Raw genomic sequence first — 20630 nt, forward strand, 5'->3', positions numbered from 1 at the left:
GGTTTCATGAACTGTCCAAATTGCAACCGGGAGTTTCCGGACAATATGAACATCAAGATCAAGTTCTGTCCGATGTGCGGAAGCAGGCTGTTTGAGGATGGAAAAGAATATGTGATACAGGTAGAATGCGTCGGCCAAAGATCGATGGGCGAGCCTAACATGATGGTTTTTCTTGACGACAGGCAGCTTTACGAGGTTCAGGCGGGCGAGAGTATTTGTTTTGCCGCAAAAGCGGGTTTCCATACGATCAGATTCAGACAAAAGGTGAGAAATAAGAGCATAACGCTTTTGGTTAATTCAAGCTATGCGATCAAGGCGTATTTTAATTCGCTTTCGGGGCTTATAGAGACCGGAATAACCAAATATGTTGATAATACCAATGAATTCAAGATAAATACGATGAGCCTTACGCCGCCCATTATGGTTGTTGAAAATGACAAGGCGGGCTTTGATACGCTTCTTGGAAATGACGGCCCCGACTATGAGTTTAGGGTTTCGAGCGGCCTTAAGGAAGGCACTCTTGCAATATACGGTGAGAGGTGCGAATTTATTGCCGATACAAGCATGATAAAAGAAATCGTGTATTATAAGAACGTTGTCGCGGTCAAAAAGAAAATGGGCTCAATTGACATTCAATGCGATGGAAATGTCCATAAAGTTTATAGTATTCCGAAAGATATCTACAATGAGGTTTTGGCATTTTTGTCCAATAGAATTGAAGAAGTAAAGAATGCATAAAAAATGACTGAATATACGCAAAAACCAAAAAATATATATTAATAAACGAAAAACAGCACTCAGGTGCTGTTTGTTTTTTCGTCTATTGTATGGAAAATTGTAGCACGCAGCCAATTCTGGTCTGTATGCCGTTGACGGTATAAAGTGTTCATTATAACTGCGAGTTGTGAAAAATGTGTGAACACTTTAGCAAATTATTGTTTCTTACTGGATTTTCGTTAAAATGCCAAAAAACAGTCGTCAATCTTAATGAATTTTTATGTGAAAATTCCCCTAAAAAGTGAATGACGAAATTACGTCTATGTGGTAGACTTGTTTTTGCAAAAGAAAAGACATTCACATGTGAATAATAATATATCAGGAGGTTTTATCAATATGACAAAAGCTGAGATTTTAAAGAAAGAGATTTTACAGCAGTACAAGAGTGTCAGACAGTTTGCAATCGATATGTCTATCCCTTACAGCACACTTGTAACTGCTTTAGATAGGGGCATTGAAGGAATGGCTTACGGAACAGTTATTAAGATGTGTGATCGTTTGAACCTTAACCCTGTTGATTTCTCAACACTTGAGCAGGGAACAGACCTTGGAAAGAAGATCGTAGAGAACCGTGTTATGCAGCAGTACGTTAAGCTTAACAAGGCAGGTCGTAAGAAGATCCTTGATATGATGGGAGACTTCTCACAGCTTGATAAGTACCAGGCTGACTGATACTTTGGATGCACCGAAAGGCGATATCAACAATAGTATAGATAATGGTATGATTAACACCGCGGATTTGGTATAATAAAGTCCGCGGTGTTATTTTTTATGCCGCGAGCGCGGAACTTTCCGCATTACCATTTGTTATGGAGGCTTACAATATGAAATACGATTATTTAGTGGTTGGCGCAGGCCTTTTCGGAGCTGTGTTTGCCCGTAATATGGCAGAGAACGGCAAGAATGTCCTTGTTATAGATAAGAGAGACAATATCGCCGGCAATATATATACAGAAGAAAAGCTGGGCATCAATGTTCATAAGTACGGAGCTCATATTTTCCACACATCGGATAAGGAAGTATGGGAGTATGTGAACAGGTTTGCCGAGTTCAACAACTACATAAACAGCCCCGTCGCTGTTTATAAGGATGAGCTCTACAATCTTCCTTTTAACATGAATACTTTCAGCAAGATGTGGAATATCAAGACTCCCGCTGAAGCTAAGGCTATTATCGACAAGCAGGCCGAAGAAGAGAAAAAGAAGATCAATGAAAAGAAGGGTACGGATACCTTCACTGCAGATAATCTTGAGGAGCAGGCTCTTTCGCTTGCGGGAAGAGATATCTACGAAAAGCTCGTAAAGGGCTACACGGAGAAGCAGTGGGGCAGAGATTGCACGGATCTTCCGGCATTTATCATTAAGCGCCTTCCCATGAGATTTATCTATGACAACAATTACTTTAACGACAGATTCCAGGGTATTCCCATGGGCGGATATACCAAGTTGGTTGAAAAGATATTGCTTATAGGCGATGATTCCAAGGTAAGCGGTTCGATTACGGTAAAGACGGGTGTTGATTATTATGATTTCGTCAAGCTTGCGGGCAATGTTCCGGCAGAGCCGTTTGAATCTGTAAACGGAGACTCTTTTGACAAGATTCTCTTTACAGGTATGATCGACGAGTTCTTTGGCTACAAGCTCGGAACTCTCGAGTACAGATCTCTTAGATTTGAGACAGAGGAACTTCCCGAGGTCGACAACTATCAGGGTAATGCCGTTGTTAACTATACGGAGCGCGAGATCCCTTATACAAGAATTATCGAGCATAAGCACTTTGAGTACGGTCAGGGTAAGGGAACCATCATTACCAGAGAGTATCCCGCTGACTGGAAGCATGGCGATGAGCCTTATTATCCTATGAATGATGATAAGAACAATGAGCTCTACAAGAAGTACACCGAGCTTGCTTCGGAGTATCCGAACATTCTCTTTGGAGGAAGACTTGGCCAGTACAAGTATTACAACATGGATCAGGTCGTAAGAGCGGCACTTGATATGTGCAAGGAGCTTGGAGCATAAACGCACTTTAAGATACTATAAACGGTCGTTTACACATATTTTTCTGCAAAAAAAGAAGCAACACGCTGATGGAGCGTGCTGCTTCTTTTCTATGAGATCAAGTCACCTACCTGCAGATAGGGACTCTTAACTATGTTTAGCTGTAATTGTTGAACATCATTCCGGAATACTCGCTGGTTATGTAAGGCGATGTAGTGTTTTTCGTTGATTCCGGGTTCTTGTAGTTAACAACCGGTCTGTCTATGTACTTCATCGGGTCTACCGAAATGTCTTTTGCCTTCTTGATAAGAGCATCCGTAAAGTTCTTGATGGATGCGAGCTGCTTGTTATCAAGAGAAGCTTCGATCGCCTGCTTGAGCAGTTCTTCGTCGACCGCTATGGTGCCGTCTCCGGAGAAAGAAATTCCTATATCTTCACAGCCCGTCATGTACAGTTTGGCGATTCCGATCGCTTCACTCTTGACTCTGTCGCTCTTGAATTTATCGTTGTATTCGCCGACGGTATCGGTCACGAATGTGTTATAGCTTTCCATGATCGACATTATGTGACGGCGAAGAGCTTCGTTGTCCTTCATTACTCCGACATGTATCGGCTTTCCGGGATCTGTCACGTCGCTTATCTGGATATCGAACTTGGAACCAACCGTAAAGTGATTGGAAACCGCGCTCTTTTCTTCACCGTTAAGTGTGAAGAGTGCGTTGGAAGCGGGCTTTATAACATTGTCGAGTCCAAGCGTAGCTACCGAGCCTTTTCCAAGGTCTCCGGAAGTTTCGTATATATCAAACTGGTTAAAAGAACCTTCTCTTATGCCGGTTCTGTTCGATGTGATCTCGATTGCACCAAATCCGTTCTCGAATTCGGTTATCTTTGCTTTGAGTCCGACATCTGCCTTGTTTATGAGCCTTTCAAGCTTCTGAAGAATGTCGATGTTCTTGTCTTCTTCATAAATGCTGAACTGGAACTCAAATTCCTGTGAACCGATGCTTACATCAAAGGCATAGCTTCCTTCTTTGAGTGCGGACTGCGCTTCGAGCGGAAGCGGATGTCCTTGGTTGGTCTGAACAGAAGCCAGCTGTATAACCTCAATGTCAAAGCCGATAACGCCAACGTCCTGATCGGGAGTTTTTCCGATGTAGGAAGCGGCAACTCTGTTCGGATCAGTCGTGAACGCAGAAGTATGTGTGAGCGAAGATCTGTCTTCCTGGTCGCTCAGACTGAATATATTACCCTGAAGCTGTCTCGCACGCTCTTTTATATCAATCGCATCGTAGCGGGATTCGTCATCATTGGTCAAAAGATACAGAGGGGATTGCTTGTTGTGTTTAGCTATAGACTTATACACATCCCGAAGCTCATCTTTTCGATGTGCGTCAGCATGTGTGACATCTTTGGATACGTAATCCTGTATGAAATGGTTATATACGCCATTTAAAGATATGCCTGCCATACGTGCCCCTCCTTTCTTCCGTGATAACGTGCGCAATATATACTCTGCCAATCCATTGACATCAGTCGCACGAGGGCATGTTTAGCCACCTTTAGATACTTACATTATATTTTTTATTGGTCAATTGTCAACTGTTTTTTATCACAAAATCGAAGATTTTACAAAAAATTTATATATGAAATCCCGTAAATTGCTTTTGCACCCACGCTCATACTATAATGATGAGGTGTAAAGGACGGACTGATATGATATTTGCGATCACTTTTGTGGCGATACTTTTGCTTTCGGCCACACTTTCATATAAATATAAAGATTCTTTTTATAATACTTTATCTTTGTCGCTTGTTACTGCGATGTTGGCGCTCTATGTGCTGGCGTTTTTTGGGGGCATGCGGTTTATCGGGTTGATCTCGGTGCTGTTTATAGCGGTTCTTGGGATAGGCTTTTATCTTAAGACTTGTGTCGCCTCGTCCAAAGACGATGGGCGAAGTGTTGTTTTCAAGACTCGGTTAAAAGAGTTTTTTTCCGTAATTCCATGGATAGAGCTTGCGGTTCTTACGGTATTTCTTTTTGCCGTAAGGGTTCTGACGCGTGATATGGTCTTTAATTGGTGGGATGATATCAATTTCTGGTCATCTGATGTTAAACAGCTCTTTTTCTTGGGAGGATTCCCCGGTAAATACGGCAATGTTTCCCCTGAGTTTGGAGACTATCCGCCCGCGGGGTCTCTTATAAAGTGGCTTTTCCTTCAGATCTCGCCGGGTGAGTATGATGAGAGCCTTCAGTTCTTCGGGTATTTCACGATGAATCTGGTTTTCCTGCTTCCTTTGTATGGTGCGGTGAAGAGGGGGATCGGCGCTGCGACGGAGCGCCGTGCTTTCAATGGCGATGGTGCGACGAATAAGATTCTTGGCGTAAAGGTTGTGCGCTACGCTTTGTGCGTGATCACATTTCTTGCGATAGTTCTTTTCCCGGGTGTGTTCAACGGGATAATCTATTACGGAACGCCCGCAGATGTGACGATGGCGATAGTTTACGGCGCGCTTTTGTATATGATCCTTGGAGGCGGGGTTAGCGGTCCGTTTTATTACATCAGGATATTCCTTATGACTTCGATGCTTCTTTTGACCAAGTCTGTAGGAATCGAGTGGGCAATCTTTGCGCTGGTGTTTTATTTTATCATGAATAGGAAAAAAACAGCGGGTGCAGATGACGGTTCATCAGATCTTGCTGTGAATAGCCGTGGCTCTGCGAAGGGTATGGTTATCACAATTCTCGGAAGCGGCGCGGTTTACGGAAGCTGGCTTTTGTTCTGCCTGATCAACAGGCGTGTCGCGAAGCTTACGGGCGCGGGGATCAAGATGGCTACGTCGGGAACGTATGAAGCGCCCGCCAATGCTTGGGATAAGGCGAAGTACTTTATTCAGGGCTTTTGGATGATGCCGATCCACGCAGATACTAACCTGACTTTTGACATATCAACAGGCGTTGTTGTTATATTGATATTTGCGGCAATAGCTGTTTTGGGCATAACTAAGATCATCAAGAAAAAAGAGGCGGTGAAACTTGCAGTTTTCATGGCTGTGACAGCTCTTTTGACCTATGGGATCATATTCCTTGCGCACATCTCGATATTCATGACGGAAGATCAGTATCTTGATGCGTTTACGATGTCGGTGTCTATCGCGAGATACGGATGCCCGTTCGCGTTGGGCGGAGTGTATCTGCTGATGTGCATGTATTATGACAGGATCTTGGGAGCGAACTGCGCGGGGCAAGCTGCATCATCAGGTTTGAAATCTGATTCCGGCAGCAGCAGATTTACTGCAATACGCGCTTGGCTTGAGGTATCTGTGTTTGCGATTTTTGTTTTTCTTACCGCCAACTACGTCGGCATTTTCGGATATCTTTTTGACCACAAGCAGGCGATGGAAGAGAATGCGGCTTACGTAGACGAGATGGTCGGAGAAGATGGTAAGGTGCTTGCGGAGACTGTTTTTGCAAATAAAGAGCTCTGGGGGAAAAGAGTTCTCGTGATGCGCGACGGTCACACCTATCACTGGGTGCACAACGCTTATATAAGCGGTAAGGCTTCTCCCGTTGCGCTTGTCTACGACGGCTTTATCGCTGAGGAAGACAGCGCGGATGTAATGGTGAGGAAGATTTCTGAAAGTCATGCTTCGTATTTATATATAGAAGATGATGAGATGCTTTCAAAAGATCTTTTTACTCCTTTATTAAAAGAGGGGGCAGAATTAGAGAGCAGGAAAGTGTATAGTATTATTTATGATAACGGCGGCGTCTTCCTGGAATGATCCGGTGCGCCGATGTTATATAAATGTCCTTGGTTTGTGAGGATAAAACGACTTATAAAGGAAAGGTAATAAAAAATGAGGAAGAGAATTTTTATCGGAGTTGCAAGTGCTGCAATGCTGCTTTTGTCGGCATGCGGCGAAACGAACATAGGGGAAAATGTAAGCGAAGCGCAGGCGCCTAAGGAAGCATCAAATACAGCTTCGGCGGAGATTTTGCAGGCTGCTTCGACGGAAGCTTCTGTAGAGCCTGTATCAAATGAAGCATCTACACAGGCCGGCACGGAGCTTTCCGATGATGTTGCGGCCATGCCGGAAGATTTGATGGATGAGGCATCCAAGAAGCTATACCAAGATTTTTTTGACGGAAAAGAAAAGGCTGTATTCGATGCATCGGAAGAGTTCCACAAGTGTTTTCCGTATTATTATGATCTTTTGAAAGATAAAGAGTCCTATACGCTTGATGATCTTATTGATCTGGTTAAGGATAACGCTCATTTGGAGCGCGGCACCAAGGAATACATTGATTGTGCTCTTGATGGCAAATTGGAGCTTCTGGTATCTCTTGGGTTTGAAGACTCTAGAGGTTATGACTTTATCGTCAAAGATAAGGGTGGAGAATTAAAAATATGCTATCTTTCCGATTCCGCAGAAAGAGATTATTCTATTGTCAATTATTGCGGAGAGACGGAACGGTTTATGAATTCGGGAGATATGCATGGTTCTGAACATGGATTTATTGACGGCGAAGGTGATTATCATTTCTGGTATGTAGACTGCGAATCCGAAGCAGGTTACGGTAACGCTCGGATCGGCAATTTGCCTGAGCTTGACGGGGTAGCTTATGTTTCCGAAGAAATGCTTTCTTTTAAGAAGGAACATGAAAAGGCGGATGAATACTACTATTTCATTATGGATGACAAGGATTATAACACTATTGAAGAAGATCCTTCTTCCGACAACAATCCTTATGAAACTGTAAGGAAGGCGTATAAGGATGCGGGATACAATATTATCTCCAAGGATGAATTCGACAAAATGGTTGCGGATGCCCGCAAAAAGATCGGATATACCGATGAAGTCTACAACTTGAATTGTGAGGGATCAAGAGAGCTATACGAGGCATTTCTTGATGATAAAGAAAAAGCCGAATTCGACGTAAGTTCCGATACCGGAGAACACGTGAAGTTTTCCGAGTTTTTGACTGACAAAGAATCATACACGCTTCGAGAAATTTTTGAGAAATTCGATGATTGGAATAAGAAGCACGATGATTGGGAACGTGAAGGCTATAAAAAGAACTATACGGATGTCGGCCTTGACGGAAAAGCAGAGCTTATTATAACCATGAATGTTTATTGTGAGTATAAACCGTATATTGTTGTGAAGAATGTAGACGGTAAGCTTAAGATCTGTGCTGTCGGAGATTGAGGATGCCGGAAATCCGGATAAATAATAATTAAAAGGATAGGGGAACAATGAAAAAAGTATTTGCATTTATGGCAATCAGTTGTTTAATGCTGAGCGCATGTGGTAATTCCAGGGAGGAGCAGGTCGCAGGTGATACTTCATCGACTGAAGATGTTTCGGCGGAGAGCTCTATAGAAACTTATTCGAATGAAAGTGCTTCAGGCGAGGCTTCATCAGAAGATTCTTCTGCACAGGCAAGTGCAGATATTAGCGATATAAACTTGATCTCAGATGAGGGATGGCGAGGCTGCTATTTCAGATTTCTAAAAGAACTTGACGGTGACGGGCAGTTTTCTCTTTTTGACCTGGATAACGATGGCATTCCCGAGCTCTTTTTGGATACTGATTCAAAAGGAACCAAAGAGATCTATGCGTATGACGAATCATCGAATACCGTTAAAACCACAGATGTTTACTGCGGATATCATACATCGGGATCTATCATGTTAAGGCAGATCAAGGATACAAATTATTTCATTACGGGACCTGCGTTTAGCGAGGATACGGTTTTGTATAAGTTTGAAAACGGAGAAGCCAAGCAGATTGTAGGCTGCGGAGTGGGAGCTGATGATAAGCCGTACTATTATTCCGACAGCTTTGAAAAAGAAATTTCCAAAGAAGAGTTTGAAAAGACTTTTAAAGACAACACCGGAATTGAGTGGACGGCAACTTTGCCGGGACTTAAAGGCGATCTTGGTTTGACCGGATATCTTTCCAAGGATCTTTCCGATGATAGTTTATATAGTCCCGTGAGCGAAGCGGAAATAGACTGATGAGGTGCGCTATGACTTCAAAAGAAAAGGTGCTTGAATTTCTTGAATCAAATAAAGGAAAGTATATCTCGGGCGAAGCCGTTGCGGAGTCGCTTGAGCTTTCAAGGACTGCGGTCTGGAAGGCGGTGAATGAGCTTAGGAAGAGCGGCTACGAGATTGAGGCGGTGAGCAACAAGGGGTATATGCTTAAGGAGTCCAGCGACATTCTCTCGGCAGCAGGCATAATCTCTTTTCTTCCGCACGAGTACCAAAAGGCTTACAAGGATGAGGAGCTTATCTGCGTCTACGACACGGTCGGTTCTACGAACCGCTTGGCAAAAGAGCTTGCTATCGCAGGAGGCGACCATGGCTCCGTTATCATAGCGAACGTGCAGACGGATGGGCATGGAAGAAGTGACCACAGCTTCTTTTCTCCAAAGGGCGGTCTGTACATGAGCATTTTGCTAAGACCCGAATATATGGATATAGGCGAGCTTAAGCCGGATGCTGTCACAATGGCGGTCGGTAACAGTGTTATTGACGCTATTGAGGAGCTGACCGGTATCACTCCTACGTTGAAACCTGTGAACGACCTTTATATAGGAGATAAGAAAGTCTGTGGAATCCTCACCGAAGCAGGTACCGAGTTTGAGACGGGGCTTGTTCAGTGGATAGTTGTCGGCATCGGCATTAACTTTGATTCCGACATAAGCTCTTTTCCCTCGGAGGTAAAAGATATTGCTACAAGCCTGTTTCTTCCGGGTAAAGCCGCGGTGTCCAAAAACAAGCTTGCGGCTGAGATAATAGGAAGAATTGCGGATCTGTAATATGTAAAACGCGTCGAATGTAAAATGATTCGACGCGTCTTTTTATGCGAGTTTATAACCGAGTGATTTGATGGTCTTTAGATTTTCTTCGACCGATATACCCTTTACCGTGAGCATGTTTCCTGTGATCGTTGAATTGGAACCGCCCTTGAAACAGCTGATTCCCGTATCGTCAAGGATGTCTCGTCCTGCGGCAAACCTGATAGAGGACTTCGGAAGAATGAATTTGAATATAGCAACGATCCTTCTGACCTCGTCCTTTGTAAGGGTCTCTCTGTTATCCATGGGAGTTCCTTTTATGGGTTTCAGCATATTTATCGGGATCGATTCGGGCTTAATATCCGTAAGCGCAAATGCCATGTCTATGCGATCTTCCCAAGTCTCGCCAATTCCGAATATACCTCCGCTGCACAATTCAAGCCCAAGCTCATGAACGGTTTTCATGACTGCAAGTTTTTCGTCTGTCGTGTGTGTTGTGCAGATCTTTTTAAAATACTCCGGGCTTGTTTCTATATTATTATGAACTCTTTTTACACCGGCTTCTTTTAGCATCTTGAGATCTTCTTTATCCAGAAGTCCGAGTGATACGCATGGCGCGAAGCCTGTTTCTTCGACAATTCCCCTCACATTATCGCAGATCTTTTCAATTTCTTTTTTGCTTAGCTTTCTTCCCGATGAAACCTGACAGTAGTGAGTTATGCCGAGTCCGTCCAGTTTCTTGGCGTCGGCTACCACATAATCTCTGTCTCTTATTTCAAATGAAGGAATGTCTGCCTTTGAGCAGCTTGACTGCGCACAGAATTTGCAGTTTTCGCTGCAGCGACCGCCCTTTACGCTTTGGATGGCGCACATGTCGAATTTATTCCCGTTGTAGTGTTGTCTTATCTTATCCGCGGCCTCGCACAATTCTTCGAGGGGCGCGTCAACGAGGCGTAGGGCCTCTTCTTTCGTTATCTCTTTTCCGTTGATTATCTTGCCGGTAAGTTCATTAATAGTCATTTCCGTTCCTGCCTTAGTATGATAGTAAGCTGTATGATATGTGCGAAAAGCAGCTTCTGAAAGGTAGGATAGTATAGGATATGTAGATTGTCAACCAATTAATATTACAAGGTTGACAATAATAACTCTTTCTATTATTATTACTTTTGGCAAAAGAGATGACGAAGCGGTTATCGGATCTCTTTTGACATAATGACTGAATAAAGAGGAGACTTGAGATGAGTGACGAGAGTATGAATAAGGGACGGAAACTTACCACCAAGAAGCTTGTGGTGTGCGCCCTGTTTGCAGCGCTTTTGTGCATATCTGCGTATTTAAGCATACCCACTATGCTGCCCATGGCGCCCAAGATCACAATGATGAATTTTGTGGTGTTTCTGATAGCGCTTCTTTTCCCGGTGAATGAATCTGTTCTTATAGGAATAGTTTGGTTCCTTCTGGGAACTGTAGGACTTCCGGTGTTTATCGGAGGCGGCGCGGGAGTCGGATATCTTGTAGCACCTTATGGCGCATATACCTGGGCATTTCTGATCGTGTTCCTTGTTCTTCCTATTATAAGAGGAAGAAAATACAACAGAATTTGGTACAGCGTATGTGGCATAATTGGAGTGCTTATAATTGATTTGGTTGGGATGCTGTGGCTTATGCATTCTATGGGCTACGATCTTAAAACGGGAATGCTTATGGGATTCGTCCCTTTTATCCCACTTGATCTGTTAAAAGCCGTTGTGGCGGCGCAGGTAATTCCCGCTTTCAGAAAGGTGCTTGATTAAGGCGCCTGTGCGGAATCTGTAAGTTGTTTGGATATTTGGGAAAAAGACGCAAATTTTCGTTGACGAAGATAAAACAGTATGATATATTAGACAAGCGACATGAGATTTACGTCTTTTTTTTATGCAAAAAATTATTGTGGCGATTTAGAAGAGTACACGCCGGAGGTGAGATAATGCGTACAAGAATTACACTTGCTTGCACAGACTGCAAGAACCGTAACTATGACACAACCAAGGATAAGAAGACACATCCTGATCGTGTTGAGATGAAGAAGTATTGCCCTTTCTGCAAGAAGCACACTTTACATAAAGAAACAAAGTAATTTCATCCTTTATAGGAGGGAGACTACGGGTATGGAAGAGACCAAGGTAGTAGAAAACAAGTCCGCTACTTCTAAAAAGAAAAATTCAGGCGAAAAATTTGGCTCCGGAATTGCAGCTTTTTTCACAGGAGTTAAGGCTGAGTTTGGCAAGATCATTTGGCCGACCAAGAACGATATGATCAAGCAGACAACAGCGGTTATTGTTGTTTCTGTTATTTGCTGCGCTTTGATAGCTGTATTGGACTATGCGTTTAGTGAAGGTATTAGTTTCTTAATATCTATTGCTAAATAATAAGGAGATAATATGTCAGAAGAAATGGAAAAGTCTTTTGAATCTGATGAGGTATTATCAGATGTAGCCGTTCCCGCTGAAGGCGAAGTTGCGGCTGATACACAGAGCACTGATACAAATACAAACGAGAATGCGCACTGGTACGTTGTTCATACATATTCAGGTTATGAGAAGAAGGTTAAGGACAACCTTGAGAGCGCTATCATCAACAGACATCTTGAGGATCAGATCTTTGAAGTAAGAATTCCTCTTCAGGATGTGGTTGAGGTTAAGAACGGCGTTCGCAAGAATGTTCAGAGGAAGATGTTCCCCGGATACGTTCTTGTCAACATGGATATGAACGACGAGACTTGGTATGTTGTTCGTAATACACGTGGCGTAACAGGTTTCGTAGGACCCGGAAGCAAGCCGGTTCCGCTTACCGATGCAGAGATCAAGCCTCTCGGAATCAAAACGGATACAGTTTCCGTTGATTTCGGTGTCGGTGATGAGATCGCTGTTGTGGCAGGCGTTTGGAAAGATACTGCCGGAGTTGTTCAGAGAATGGATTTTGGTAAGCAGACTGCTACTATCAATGTAGATCTCTTTGGACGTGAGACACCGGTTGAGATCAGCTTTGCTGAGGTCAGAAAGATCGACCGCTGATATAGTTTATATTTTATTTGATATTTAGGCGCATTTGTGCTTGAATATATATTGCTCGTTTTAATACGGGCATGTAACCGCTGGAGTGGGAGCATTGTCCCCCGGGGATAATGCGCCGACCACATATTTTCAGGAGGTGCCATAATGGCAAAGAAAGTCGAAGGATATATTAAGTTACAGATCCAGGCTGGTAAAGCAACACCAGCACCACCGGTTGGACCCGCACTTGGTCAGCACGGTGTAAACATCGTTGAATTCACAAAGCAGTTCAACGCACAGACAGCAGATAAGGGTGACGTTATCATCCCTGTTGTTATCACAGTTTATGCAGACAGAAGTTTCACATTCATCACAAAGACTCCACCTGCTGCAGTTCTTCTTAAGAAGGCAGCTAAGATTCAGAAGGGTTCAGGAGTTCCTAACAAGACTAAGGTTGCAACCGTTTCTAAGGAAGATGTTAGAAAGATTGCAGAGACAAAGATGCCTGACCTTAATGCTGTAGACATCGAGGGTGCTATGAGCATGATCGCTGGAACAGCACGTAGCATGGGAATCGTAGTAGAAGACTGATGGAGGATGAGAGATGAAACACGGAAAGAAATACTTAGAAGCTGCTAAGCTTATTGATAAGACTCAGCAGTATGAAGCCGCTGATGCAATAGCTCTTGTTAAGAAGTCTGCTACTGCAAAGTTTGATGAGACTGTAGAGCTTCACATCAGAACAGGTTGTGACAGCCGTCACGCTGATCAGCAGATCAGAGGCGCTGTTGTTCTTCCTAACGGAACAGGTAAGACAGTTAAGGTTCTTGTATTCGCTAAGGGTACAAAGCTTGATGAGGCACAGGCTGCCGGCGCAGATTACGTTGGTGGTGAGGAGCTTATTCCTAAGATCCAGAATGATGGATGGCTTGATTTCGACGTTGTAGTTGCAACACCTGACATGATGGGTGTAGTTGGACGTCTTGGTAAGGTTCTCGGACCTAAGGGACTTATGCCCAACCCTAAGGCAGGCACAGTTACTATGGATGTAACTAAGGCTGTTAACGATATCAAGGCCGGTAAGATCGAGTACAGACTTGATAAGGCTAACATCATCCACGTTCCTGTTGGAAAGGCATCTTTCACAGAGGAGCAGCTTGAGCAGAACTTCAACGCTCTTATGGATGCTATCACAAAGGCTAAGCCTTCATCAGTTAAGGGTCAGTACCTCAAGAGCATTACTCTTGCAACAACAATGGGCCCCGGCGTTAAGGTTGTAGCTAACAAGTATTGATTACTTGCATAAGATTTTTTAAAGAGACGCATAAATGCGTCTCTTTTTTGTGGTTGTAACAGACAAAACCACAAAATATGGTATAATAACCACGATATGAGCAGATATTATGACGACAAAAGGCGGAGCATCAATGTTTCTCCGGCTATAAAGATTTTTTTGGCAACACTTGCGATCATGCTAGTGGTGGGACTTCCGACTCTTTTTATAATGAAGAATATAAAGAACAACCACGCATCGAATCATGGTTTTTTGACTGATGCCTGGGAGGATATTCCTGAGGCGGGCTATGCAATGAACGCTGCGGTAACGGATGAAGAATCCGCCAAGAAGGCGATGGAAGTTGCTGAAGAAGATAAGGACTATACGCATAAGATCGGAACGTACGATGATGAGTGCGTTACTATCGGCTTTGCGGGAGATATTCTTTTTGACGAAAACTATGCCGTGGGAGATAAGTTTAAAAGAAACGGTGACACTGCGGAAGGCATCGTCGGAAGTAGTCTTTTAGAGAAAATGCGCGGCGTTGATATCATGATGATCAACAACGAGTTTCCTTATTCCGACAGAGGTGAGCCGACTCCCGGTAAGACTTATACTTTCAGAGCACGCCCCGAGACTGCGGGAATACTTACTTCGATGGGAGCGGATATCGTATCTCTTGCCAATAACCATGCTTATGATTACGGAGAAGATGCACTCGTAGATTCTTTTGACCATATAAGAGATCAGGACATTGTTTATGCCGGCGCGGGCAATAATATAGAAGAAGCGTCTCACCCTGTTTATTACATAACTGAAAGCGGCATGAAGATTGCTTTTATCTGCGCAACTCAGATCGAGAGGCTTGATCATCCCGATACGAAGGGCGCGACCGAGGATTCGCCGGGCGTCTTCAGATGCTTTAACGGTGAGCTTTTGGTTGATAAGATCAAGGAAGCCAGAGAGAAGAATGCGTATGTGATCGTGTTTGTTCACTGGGGAACCGAGAGTGCTACGGAGATCGATTATCTTCAGAGGGATCAGGCAAAAGAGATAGCGGATGCCGGAGCCAATCTTATAATAGGCGATCATCCTCATGTGCTTCAGAAGATTGATTATGTGGACGATGTTCCTGTTGTTTATAGTCTTGGCAATTTTATTTTTAACTCCAAGACACTTGATACGGGAATGGTTATCACGACACTTCATAAGAACGGAGCAGTAAACCTTCAGTTCGTGCCTGCGATTCAGAGTGGCTGCTGTGTCAATGAAGCAGAGGGCGAGGAAAAGAGCAGGATACTTAATTGGATGGCCGGTATTTCACCCGGAGTTCATATAGATGAAAAAGGATATATTAGTCCTTGACAACATATAGTTATTATGATAAATTATCTAAGGTTGTCGTAAGAATAGATGACAACCGTGCCGAAGACAGCAGGTGTTCCGAGAGGAACGTAATGTGAAAACGCCTGCCGAGGAAAAGTTATGATTAGACTTTTAGCCTCTCGATGTCTTCGAGAGGTTTTTTTCGGCGGTAAATTCTATAAGGAGGTAAAAAGAATGGCAAAGGTTGAACTTAAAAAGCCTGTAGTTGAAGAGATTTCTGAGAAGATTAAAGACGCACAGGCGCTCGTACTTGTAGATCACCGCGGACTTACTGTTGCACAGGATACTGAGCTTCGTAAGAAACTTCGTGAAGAAGGCGTTACATATAAGGTTTACAAGAATACGATGATGAACTTCGCATTCAAGGGAACAGATTTCGAGCAGCTTAAGGATCTTCTTAACGGACCCAGCGCAATGGCTGTATCTACTAACGATCCTGCAGCTCCCGCTCGTGTGCTTTATGACTTCGCTAAGAAGGCTAAGGCTCTTGAGATTAAGGGTGGTGTTATAGAAGGAAAGTTCTATGACGCTCAGGCAATGTCTGAGATCGCTGCTATCCCTTCAAAGGAAGTTCTTCTTTCCAAGTTGCTTGGCTCTATGCAGTCACCTATCGCAAACTTCGCTCGCGTTATCAATCAGATCGCAGAGAAAGGCGGTGCAGGTGAGGCAGAGGCACCCGCAGCTGAGGAGGCAGCTCCTGCAGCAGAAGAGGCACCTGTTGAGGCGGCACCTGCTGAGACAGCAGAAGCTCCCGCTGAGACAGCTGAGGCTCCCGCAGCAGAGGCAGAAGCACCTGCAGCAGAGTAATCTGTGCGTTGCTTCATAATTTTAACAACACTAATTTATTGATTATTATACGGAGGTATATAAAATGGCAAAGTTATCTACAGCAGAAATCATTGATGCTATCAAAGAGTTAACAGTTCTTGAGTTAAACGAGCTTGTAAAGGCTTGTGAGGAAGAGTTCGGCGTATCTGCAGCAGCAGGCGTTGTAGTTGCAGCAGCTGGTGCTGGCGCAGGTGCAGGCGGAGAAGAGAAGTCTGAGTTCAACGTTGAGCTTACAGAGGTTGGACCTAACAAGGTTAAGGTTATCAAGGTTGTTCGTGAGATCACAGGTCTTGGACTTAAGGAAGCAAAGGATCTCGTAGACGGAGCTCCTAAGATGATCAAGGAGAACGCAGCTAAGGCTGAGGCTGAGGACATCAAGGCTAAGGTTGAGGCTGAGGGCGCTAAGGTTACTCTTAAATAATCTACGCGATATATGTGTCAAAAGCAAAAGGCTTATTACATGCTTGCATGTAGTAAGCCTTTTATTTTTTGTAAAAAAACTCATAAATTTCTTATTGACATGAAGATTTTTTAGAAGTACAATGGAAAATGCACTATTGTGGTGTAATGGGTCTTTTTGCGCGCTTTTTTAAAGTGCCCGGACAGACTCTGCAATATATATCAATACTAAAAGAACGGGGTGAATGTCAATGGAAAAAAACAGATTACATCCTACCGGCTCTGGTAAGAACATACGAATGAGCTTCCAGCGCCAGAAGGAAGTCCTGGAGATGCCGAACCTGATTGAAGTTCAGAAGAATTCATATCAGTGGTTTCTTGACGAAGGCTTGAAGGAAGTCTTTGACGATATCTCTCCTATTGAGGACTACAGTGGCAAACTCAGTCTGGAATTTGTTGATTTCAAGCTTTGCGAGGATGAGATTGACAAGAATAAGAATACGATTGAGAAGTGCAAGGAGAGAGATGCAACATTTGCTGCACCTTTAAAGGTAAAGGTTCGTCTTCATAATAAGGAGAAGAACGAGTTTACCGAGCATGAGATCTTTATGGGTGACCTCCCTCTCATGACTGCAACAGGTACCTTTGTAATCAACGGAGCTGAGCGTGTTATCGTCAGCCAGTTGGTACGTTCACCCGGTATCTATTACGATATTACATACGATAAGATCGGTAAGGAGCTTATTGCATGTACCGTTATTCCTAACAGAGGTGCATGGCTTGAGTATGAGACCGATTCTAATGACGTATTCTACGCAAGAGTAGACAGAACGAGAAAGGTTCCCGTTACTGTTCTTATTAGAGCGCTCGGAATCGGAACAAATGAAGAGATTCTTGAACTCTTCGGCGACGAGCCCAAGATTCAGGGAAGTTTTTCTAAAGACCCTTCTACAGATTATCAGAGTGGTCTTCTTGAGCTGTACAGAAAAATACGTCCCGGTGAGCCTCTTTCTGTTGAGAGTGCAGAGAGCCTTATCAACGCTATGTTCTTTGATGCAAGAAGATATGATCTTGCCAAGGTTGGTAGATATAAGTTCAATAAGAAGCTTCACTTCAAGAACCGTATCAACGGACACGTTCTCGCTGAGGATGTAGTTGATGAGTTCACAGGTGAGATGATCGCTTCGGCAGGAACCAAGGTAGACCGAGCACTTGCTACAGAGATCCAGAACTGTGCTATTCCTTATGTATTCCTTCAGGAGGAAGAGCGCAACGTTAAGGTTCTTTCCAATATGATGGTAGACATCACACACTTCATTGACTGTGATCCTGCCGAGCTTGGAATCAACGAGGATGTTTACTATCCCGTACTTAAAGAGATCCTTGATGAGTACACAGCCAAGAACGACCCCGAAGGACTTGCTGAGACCATCAAGAAGCGTGTACATGATCTTATTCCCAAGCACATTACAAGAGAAGATATCATTGCTTCTATTAACTATAATATTCATCTTGAGTACGGCATCGGTAACGATGATGATATCGACCACCTCGGAAACAGACGTATCCGTTGCGTAGGCGAACTTCTTCAGAACCAGTACCGTATCGGACTTTCAAGACTTGAGAGAGTAGTTCGTGAGAGAATGACAACTCATGACACTGAGGAAGTTTCTCCTCAGATCCTTATCAACATCAAGCCTGTACAGGCTGCTGTTAAGGAGTTCTTCGGTTCATCACAGCTTTCACAGTTCATGGACCAGAACAACCCTCTCGGTGAGCTTACTCACAAGAGACGTCTTTCAGCACTTGGTCCCGGTGGTCTTTCAAGAGACAGAGCCGGATTCGAGGTTCGAGACGTTCACTATACACACTATGGTCGTATGTGTCCTATCGAGACACCTGAAGGACCTAACATCGGTCTTATCAACTCACTTGCAAGCTATGCAAGAGTTAACGACTATGGTTTCGTTGAGGCGCCTTATCGTAAGGTTGACCAGTCAGACCCTGAGAATCCAAGAGTAACTGACGAGGTTGAGTACCTTACAGCCGACGAAGAAGATAATTACCATGTAGCTCAGGCTAATACTCCTCTTGATGAGAACGGTTTCTTCAAGAGAAATACAGTATCGGGCCGTTACAGAGAAGAGACATCGGCATATCCCAAGACAGCATTTGAGTATATGGACGTGTCTCCCAGAATGGTATTCTCAGTTGCTACAGCACTTATTCCTTTCCTTGAGAACGACGATGCTAACCGTGCCCTCATGGGATCAAACATGCAGCGTCAGGCAGTGCCGCTTCTTACAACAGAAGCACCTGCAGTAGGAACAGGTATGGAGCGCAAGGCAGCCGTTGACTCAGGTGTCTGCGTTGTCGCAAGAAAAGCCGGAACTGTTGACTTCGTTGACAGCAAGCTTATCCAGATGACATACGATGACGGTGAGAAGGAAGAGTTCCACCTCATTAAGTTCCAGAGATCCAACCAGAGTAACTGCTACAACCAGAGACCCATCGTATTCAAGGGCGACCACGTTGAGGCAGGACAGGTTATCGCAGACGGTCCTTCAACTTCACAGGGAGAGCTTGGTCTTGGTAAGAACCCTCTTATCGGTTTCATGACATGGGAAGGTTACAACTACGAGGACGCTGTTCTTCTTTCAGAAAGACTTGTTCGTGATGATGTATTTACATCTGTACATATAGAAGAGTACGAGGCAGAGGCTCGTGAGACCAAGCTCGGACCCGAAGAGATCACACGTGACGTTCCCGGTGTCGGTGACGATGCACTCAAGGATCTCGACGATCGCGGAATCATCCGTATCGGTGCAGAGGTTCGTGCCGGTGATATCCTTGTAGGTAAGGTTACTCCTAAGGGAGAGACAGAGCTTACAGCTGAGGAGAGACTCCTTCGTGCTATCTTCGGTGAGAAGGCAAGAGAAGTTAGAGATACATCTCTTAAGGTTCCTCACGGAGAATACGGTATCGTTGTGGATGCCAAAGTATTTACAAGAGAAAACGGTGATGAGCTTTCACCCGGTGTTAACCAGGCTGTTCGTATCTACATCGCTCAGAAGAGAAAGATCTCTGTGGGTGATAAGATGGCCGGACGTCACGGTAACAAGGGTGTCGTTTCAAGAGTACTTCCTATAGAAGATATGCCTTATCTTCCTAACGGTAGACCTCTTGATATCGTGCTTAACCCCCTCGGCGTTCCTTCCCGTATGAATATCGGACAGGTCCTCGAGATTCACCTTTCACTTGCTGCAAAAGCACTTGGATTTAATATCGCTACACCTATCTTTGACGGTGCTAACGAGATAGACATTCAGGATACTCTTGAGATGGCTAACGATTACGTTAACGACTCATGGGAAGATTTTGAAAAGAAATATAAGGATCTTGTACATCCCGAGATAATGGATTATCTCTACGAGAACAGAGATCACAGAGAGCTTTGGAAGGGCGTTCCGATCAGATCAGACGGAAAGGTACAGCTCCGTGACGGTAGAACAGGACAGAAGTTTGACAGCCCTACAACTATCGGACACATGCATTACCTCAAGCTCCATCACCTTGTAGACGATAAGATCCACGCACGTTCAACCGGCCCTTACTCACTTGTTACACAGCAGCCTCTCGGCGGTAAGGCACAGTTCGGTGGACAGCGTTTCGGAGAGATGGAGGTTTGGGCTCTCGAGGCTTATGGTGCTGCTTATACACTTCAGGAGATTCTTACAGTTAAGTCTGATGACGTTGTAGGACGTGTTAAGACTTACGAGGCTATCATCAAGGGCGATAACATCCCTGAACCCGGTGTACCTGAGTCATTCAAGGTTCTTTTGAAAGAGCTTCAGTCACTCGGTCTTGATATCAAGGTTCTCCGTGAGGACAACACAGAAGTTGAAATCAAAGAGAGCGTAGATTATACGGATTCTGATTATCGCTATGAGATCGAAGGTGATACTTCGGGACGTGATTATGGCAAGGAATCATTTGAGGCAAACGGATATACTCAGCAGCGCTTTGATGAGAGCGGCGAGCTTGTATCAGAGGTTGAGAATTCCGGAAGCTTCGATTCAGATGAAGATTTCGATGATTTTGGCGATGCATCTGATGACGAGTAA

At 44.1% G+C, this 20630-nt stretch carries 19 protein-coding genes and 1 other annotated feature; of the genes, 17 read left to right on the forward strand and 2 right to left on the reverse strand.

Annotated features, from left to right (window positions below; genetic code table 11):
* Positions 1-6: 6 nt before the first annotated feature.
* The 3 genes from D6856_RS06670 to glf all read left to right on the forward strand — a co-directional run bounded on the left by D6856_RS06670 (position 7) and on the right by glf (position 2798).
* Positions 7-738, forward strand: a complete 732-nt coding sequence (locus D6856_RS06670; protein ID WP_120686289.1) for a zinc ribbon domain-containing protein — start codon at positions 7-9, stop codon at positions 736-738.
* Between the two features lie 375 nt (positions 739-1113).
* Complete coding sequence (locus D6856_RS06675) at positions 1114-1449, forward strand: hypothetical protein (RefSeq protein WP_022778055.1); 336 nt, start codon at positions 1114-1116, stop codon at positions 1447-1449.
* 152 nt (positions 1450-1601) lie between these two features.
* Positions 1602-2798: a UDP-galactopyranose mutase gene (glf, locus tag D6856_RS06680; protein ID WP_120686290.1), complete on the forward strand. Its 1197-nt coding sequence runs from the start codon at positions 1602-1604 to the stop codon at positions 2796-2798.
* 136 nt (positions 2799-2934) lie between these two features.
* Here the strand turns inward: glf and fliD are convergent, their stop codons facing one another.
* Entirely contained in the window at positions 2935-4245 is a 1311-nt protein-coding gene (gene fliD / locus D6856_RS06685; RefSeq protein WP_120686291.1) for a flagellar filament capping protein FliD, read from the reverse strand.
* Between the two features lie 245 nt (positions 4246-4490).
* On the opposite strand from fliD, the gene D6856_RS06690 reads away from it, so the two are divergent.
* From D6856_RS06690 to D6856_RS06705, 4 genes are all read left to right on the forward strand, one after another.
* Positions 4491-6560: a hypothetical protein gene (locus D6856_RS06690; RefSeq protein WP_120686292.1), complete on the forward strand. Its 2070-nt coding sequence runs from the start codon at positions 4491-4493 to the stop codon at positions 6558-6560.
* Positions 6561-6635: 75 nt separating this feature from the next.
* On the forward strand, positions 6636-7988 hold the full coding sequence (locus D6856_RS06695) for a hypothetical protein (RefSeq protein WP_120686293.1): 1353 nt from the start codon (positions 6636-6638) through the stop codon (positions 7986-7988).
* 47 nt (positions 7989-8035) lie between these two features.
* On the forward strand, positions 8036-8800 hold the full coding sequence (locus D6856_RS06700) for a hypothetical protein (RefSeq protein ID WP_120686294.1): 765 nt from the start codon (positions 8036-8038) through the stop codon (positions 8798-8800).
* 11 nt (positions 8801-8811) lie between these two features.
* The gene (locus tag D6856_RS06705; protein WP_092247361.1) at positions 8812-9606 is read left to right on the forward strand and encodes a biotin--[acetyl-CoA-carboxylase] ligase; all 795 of its coding nucleotides are present in this window, start codon (positions 8812-8814) and stop codon (positions 9604-9606) included.
* Positions 9607-9648: 42 nt separating this feature from the next.
* Here D6856_RS06705 and bioB read toward each other — a convergent pair whose 3' ends face one another.
* Entirely contained in the window at positions 9649-10605 is a 957-nt protein-coding gene (gene bioB, locus D6856_RS06710; protein ID WP_120686295.1) for a biotin synthase BioB, read from the reverse strand.
* 218 nt (positions 10606-10823) lie between these two features.
* Here bioB and D6856_RS06715 point away from each other — a divergent pair, with 218 nt between their 5' ends.
* The 10 genes from D6856_RS06715 (at position 10824) to rpoB (ending at position 20630) form a co-directional block, all read left to right on the forward strand.
* Positions 10824-11378, forward strand: coding sequence for a biotin transporter BioY (locus D6856_RS06715; RefSeq protein ID WP_243114046.1), 555 nt, complete (start codon positions 10824-10826; stop codon positions 11376-11378).
* Positions 11379-11551: 173 nt separating this feature from the next.
* Positions 11552-11701, forward strand: a complete 150-nt coding sequence (gene rpmG, locus D6856_RS06720; protein WP_013281689.1) for a 50S ribosomal protein L33 — start codon at positions 11552-11554, stop codon at positions 11699-11701.
* 31 nt (positions 11702-11732) lie between these two features.
* Positions 11733-11993 (forward strand): preprotein translocase subunit SecE, encoded by a 261-nt coding sequence (secE, locus tag D6856_RS06725; RefSeq protein WP_092247276.1) that lies wholly within the window; start codon positions 11733-11735, stop codon positions 11991-11993.
* 12 nt (positions 11994-12005) lie between these two features.
* Positions 12006-12638, forward strand: coding sequence for a transcription termination/antitermination protein NusG (nusG, locus tag D6856_RS06730; protein WP_092247274.1), 633 nt, complete (start codon positions 12006-12008; stop codon positions 12636-12638).
* A gap of 144 nt (positions 12639-12782) precedes the next feature.
* The gene (rplK, locus tag D6856_RS06735; protein ID WP_022765113.1) at positions 12783-13208 is read left to right on the forward strand and encodes a 50S ribosomal protein L11; all 426 of its coding nucleotides are present in this window, start codon (positions 12783-12785) and stop codon (positions 13206-13208) included.
* Positions 13209-13221: 13 nt separating this feature from the next.
* Positions 13222-13911 (forward strand): 50S ribosomal protein L1, encoded by a 690-nt coding sequence (gene rplA / locus D6856_RS06740; RefSeq protein WP_092247271.1) that lies wholly within the window; start codon positions 13222-13224, stop codon positions 13909-13911.
* Between the two features lie 96 nt (positions 13912-14007).
* Positions 14008-15258: a CapA family protein gene (locus tag D6856_RS06745; RefSeq protein WP_120686296.1), complete on the forward strand. Its 1251-nt coding sequence runs from the start codon at positions 14008-14010 to the stop codon at positions 15256-15258.
* 42 nt (positions 15259-15300) lie between these two features.
* Positions 15301-15432 (forward strand) — a sequence feature (ribosomal protein L10 leader region).
* A gap of 21 nt (positions 15433-15453) precedes the next feature.
* Positions 15454-16086: a 50S ribosomal protein L10 gene (gene rplJ, locus D6856_RS06750; RefSeq protein ID WP_120686297.1), complete on the forward strand. Its 633-nt coding sequence runs from the start codon at positions 15454-15456 to the stop codon at positions 16084-16086.
* A 64-nt stretch (positions 16087-16150) separates the two neighbouring features.
* Positions 16151-16528 (forward strand): 50S ribosomal protein L7/L12, encoded by a 378-nt coding sequence (gene rplL, locus D6856_RS06755; protein WP_120657384.1) that lies wholly within the window; start codon positions 16151-16153, stop codon positions 16526-16528.
* A 229-nt stretch (positions 16529-16757) separates the two neighbouring features.
* Positions 16758-20630, forward strand: coding sequence for a DNA-directed RNA polymerase subunit beta (gene rpoB, locus D6856_RS06760; RefSeq protein ID WP_120686298.1), 3873 nt, complete (start codon positions 16758-16760; stop codon positions 20628-20630).

The sequence above is a fragment of the Butyrivibrio sp. XB500-5 genome, assembly GCF_003625505.1.
In the GTDB taxonomy this organism is placed as follows: Bacteria; Bacillota; Clostridia; order Lachnospirales; family Lachnospiraceae; genus Butyrivibrio.